The following is a 3,796-nucleotide window of genomic DNA, read 5'->3' as shown; positions in this document are numbered from 1 at the left end:
TCCGTAGCCGCATCACCATGCCCCTGCTCTGCCGCACAGCGTCGCATCTGCCGGGCGATATCCGGTGCGATATCGATGGGCGCCAACTTGTCCCCCACCAGGGCCTGGGCCAGTGCGCTGCCCTCGTCGGCGGCCTTGCGGTAGTAGCGCAGGGCCATTTCCGGATCCTCCCGCAGGCCGGCCGCCCCCTGTTGCAGCAGGATGGCGACGAAGTAATAGCCGCTGGCCACGTCGGCATCGATCAGCGCCTGGCTCAGGCGCAGGAACTCCTCACTGCGCAACTTGAAGTGGCCACGAAACGTGCCGTTGATCAGGTTGATGCTGGCCTTGTAGTGCTGGTGTTCGGCGGCGATGCGGTAGAGGCGTTCGACCTCGGCGTCCACTGCCGGGTCCTGCTTGAGCTGGTTGTTCTTCTGCAACCAGCGGGCGTACTTGAACAACTGGTCGCTGTCGGCCGACGCCTCGGGGATACGCTCGTGGCGGCAGGTGAAGGCCAGGTTGGCGCGGATCTGGGGGAGCGGGTCCATGGCGAAATCCTTTTTCAGCTTGAGTCCATGGCCATTGCAGGCGGCCAGGAGCAGGGTCATGAGCAGGAGTAAGGTGCGCATCAGTCGAGGTTGCTCAAGGTGGTCTTGTCGTACAGGAATTCCACTAGAGGAGTATCTGGTGGAAAATCTTTTGATTGGCGCTCCTTATTTTTCTTGATGAGCTCTTCCCAAGCCTTAAAGGCATCCTCCGGAACATCCTGCGCACCTTGACCAGCCGTATGCATATCCCAGAGCCGACGGCGCATGGCCCGGGTCACCTCGTACCACTCGTGGAGAATGTTCAGCTCGCTGTCCACCTGCATGCTGCGGGTGTTGATGTTGGCCGAGCCGTGGGTGGTGAGTACGTCGTTGACGATCATCAGCTTGGAGTGGATGTACACCGGCACCCAGGGCTTGCCGGCTGGCGAATCGGGGGCCACCAGGGAGCAGACGTGGACTTTCAGGCCGGGAGGCTCGTCGCGGATCACCTTAATCGCCTTGACCTGCCGATCGAACTCCTCCTGCCACTTGGCCAGCTCCTGTTTGCCGCGCCAGTCATTGCCTCCGTCGGGGCGGGGGCGTGGCGGCATGTCCTGTTTGATCTTCTCGATCTTCCTGAGCCTGGAGATGGCCGGAATGGTGTCGGCCCGCCCCAGGCTCTCCAGCATGCGCTGGGTGTTGACGGTGCCTTTGCCGATGCCTTCGTCCGTGACATTGGTGACCACGAACAGGTGCAGGCTGCCGTGTTGCCCCGGGTCGCGGCCTTCGCGGGTCTGGTCCTGCGCGGCCTGTTTGATGGCTTCGGCCAGGGGCGGCCAGCGGAAGTACTGGTTCTCGATGTAGATGAACTGGGTGGCGTTGTTGATGGCCTTCAGGTAACCCGCCTGGATATCGCGAATCCCGCCCTGTTCCTGGGCCTGGGTGCGCAGCAGCTGGGCCATCAGTGCAGTGCCGCATTCCGCGCGCGGTTGCAGTTGCACGGCCACCTCATCGGCGTTGCGTGAGCGCAGCAGGTCTTCGCCGGTTTCCTTGGCCCAGGCGGTGGCGAAGTTGTGGTGCAGGTCCCTGAGGATCCGGCCGGTGATCTGGCAGGAAATGTCCTGGCGCGGCAAGGCTCCGCGAGGGCCGCGATTGGGGGCGTGGGTCTTCGCGTCGGGCCGTTTGGGATCGGGCCGCCAGAGGGCCGAGTGGTGGTCGGTGTCCCAGTATTCATCGAGCATGTTGTGGCCCATGACGAAGCCGATGGCCCGCTCCGGCAATTCGAAGTCGACCAGCACGGACTTCTGGTGGTGGGTCACCGTGTGGCGCATGGTGAGGGCGGAGCGTTTGGCCAGCTCCGAGTCAAGGCGCTTGAGCTTGAGCTGGTGGGCGATTTCCGCACGCTCGGACAGGCTGAAGTCACGGCTGACGAACAGCGGGAGATGGGCATCCGCCAAGCCGGCGGCCTTGCTATCGGCGACCGCGTATTGCTTGAACCACTGGCGGTCGTAGGCGTACTGCTCATCGCTGGAGGTCTGCCCTGCCCGGTCGGCGAGGCCGCCTTTGCCGGGCAAGTTGGCTTCACCCGCCACCCCGGCTGCATTGAGCGGCATCTCCCATCCCAGGATGCGCACCTGCACGCCTTGCCGGGCCTTCTCTTCCAGCAGTACGCCGATGCAGCGGTCGTCGCTGCCATCGCGGATGAAGTGCATCGAGGGCTGGAAGCCCCAGCAGATGATGTCGACCGAGCGCTCGGCATTGGCGATGGCCTGGTGCACCGCACGAAAGGCCTCCTCGCCATTGATCAGGGGCTTGTAGCTGGCCGGCCAGGGCCGGTACTCGGTATCGCAGACGAACCAGGGCGCGCTGCAGACGGCTTCGTGGGTGTGCTGGAGGGCGATGGGCACGACGATTTCAGGGTGCCTGGCGTTGGCGGGTCTCATGGGGCATCTCCTTTCTGGCCCAGGTGTTTGGCGAGCAGATCGGCGTACCCGCGACGATGTTCGGTGTGCACTTTGTCATTGGAGCTACTGATCACCCCGTGCCGGGGCCGCAATGACTGGACCGGCGGCACGCGCGTGCGAGCTAAGAACTTCGGTGTGGGTAGCGGGAGGAAACTGACGCTGGCCGCCTTACCCCGGAAGACGAGCACGTCAAGCAGCGCATCAAAGGTGCAAACGCGGGGCTTGTGGCAGCGGCGGTCGAAGATGGGGTGGAGTCCGTCAAGCATGCGGAGATACTTCCCTGCGTAAACACAGAACGCAGGAGACTGCCGCGAGCCGTCGTAGAACCGCAATCAGACCAGTTCAGAATGAGCACTGGAAAAAGAGCTTCTTCATGCAGGGAGGCGGGCAGACGCTGGCAAGGCGTTTCCGACGGACGTCTGAAGGCGGTGGGCAGGGATGCGCGCCAGCCAATAGCAAGCCTAACCCCTTCATCGGGACCCAGGCTTTCCACCCGGACAGGGCAGCAAGCAGCGTAAAGATGAATTCATTCGCAAATGAGTTCGCCACCCCAGAAAAACACCTACACCGCCTTCACCGCCTGCAGCACGCTGGCACCGGTGAAGAGGAACACCGTCTCAGCCTGCGGGTACGGTGATTTCACAGACGCTCACGGGGCTACCTTCCTTGAGTTCCGAAGCGTTCTAGCACGGGGCTTTTCATCGCACGTACTGCCATAGGCTCCAGCCCTTGAGGGCTTCTGAGCCGATGACCAGTGCAAGCATGAATAAGCTCGGTAAGTGGCCTGCCAAGAGCAGCACAGGGGCAATGGAGGGGGAGAGGAAAAACAGGCGCAGTGGGATCTGTGCCAGCGCCAGGTAGCGGGTGGGGTGATAGCCCAAAAGGAAGCCCGCCGTCGTGAGGGCAATGGAAAGTTGCAGGCACCAGGACAGCATCCCCAAACCGGATAGCCCTATATCCAGCTCGGCACTCAGCCTCTGGATGCTGTGAATCGCCCCGGCTTTTGTAGAGGCCGTTTCGTTTAAGTCAGGCCGCCATGGCCTGACCTGCTTGTTGCTGGTAGAAGTTTGCCTCAGCCTCCGCAGGCGGGATATATCCGATTGAGCTCAGCAGGCGTTGGTGGTTGTACCAGTGCACCCATTTCAAAGTCGCCATCTCAACAGCTTCGCGGCTCTTCCATGATTGACGGTAAATCAGCTCGGCCTTGTACAGCCCGTTGATGGTTTCGGCCAAGGCGTTGTCGTAGCTATCGCCCTTGCTGCCAACTGAGGGCTCAATGCCGGCCTCTGCCAGCCGCTCGGTGTAGCGAATAGAGACGTACTGGCT

3 protein-coding genes and 1 pseudogene are annotated in these 3,796 nt (G+C 62.3%); all 4 read right to left on the bottom strand.

What is annotated here, in order from left to right; genetic code table 11:
* Positions 1 to 608, bottom strand: a pseudogene (locus G559_RS29475) (SEL1-like repeat protein); the annotation flags it as partial.
* Positions 608 to 2,449 (bottom strand): phospholipase D-like domain-containing protein, encoded by a 1,842-nt coding sequence (locus tag G559_RS0127905; RefSeq protein WP_028631381.1) that lies wholly within the window; start codon positions 2,447 to 2,449, stop codon positions 608 to 610. The pseudogene G559_RS29475 and the gene G559_RS0127905, both read right to left, overlap by 1 nt.
* 719 nt (positions 2,450 to 3,168) lie before the next feature.
* Entirely contained in the window at positions 3,169 to 3,405 is a 237-nt protein-coding gene (locus G559_RS29470) for a hypothetical protein (RefSeq protein ID WP_051246953.1), read from the bottom strand.
* Positions 3,406 to 3,496: 91 nt separating this feature from the next.
* A partial coding sequence (locus tag G559_RS0127885) for an integrase core domain-containing protein (RefSeq protein WP_028630514.1) occupies positions 3,497 to 3,796 on the bottom strand: 300 nt, incomplete at its 5' end.

This window comes from Metapseudomonas resinovorans DSM 21078, assembly GCF_000423545.1.
GTDB lineage: Bacteria > Pseudomonadota > Gammaproteobacteria > Pseudomonadales > Pseudomonadaceae > Metapseudomonas > Metapseudomonas resinovorans.
The sequence above is the reverse complement of the archived record's forward strand: the minus strand, read 5'-3'. Positions and strand labels throughout refer to the sequence as shown.

Bases quoted from the DNA above. Each gene is read 5' to 3' on its own strand.
- G559_RS0127905 (WP_028631381.1), bottom strand. From the start codon at position 2,449: ATGAGACCCGCCAACGCCAGGCACCCTGAAATCGTCGTGCCCATCGCC.
- G559_RS29470 (WP_051246953.1), bottom strand. From the start codon at position 3,405: ATGCTGTCCTGGTGCCTGCAACTTTCCATTGCCCTCACGACGGCGGGC.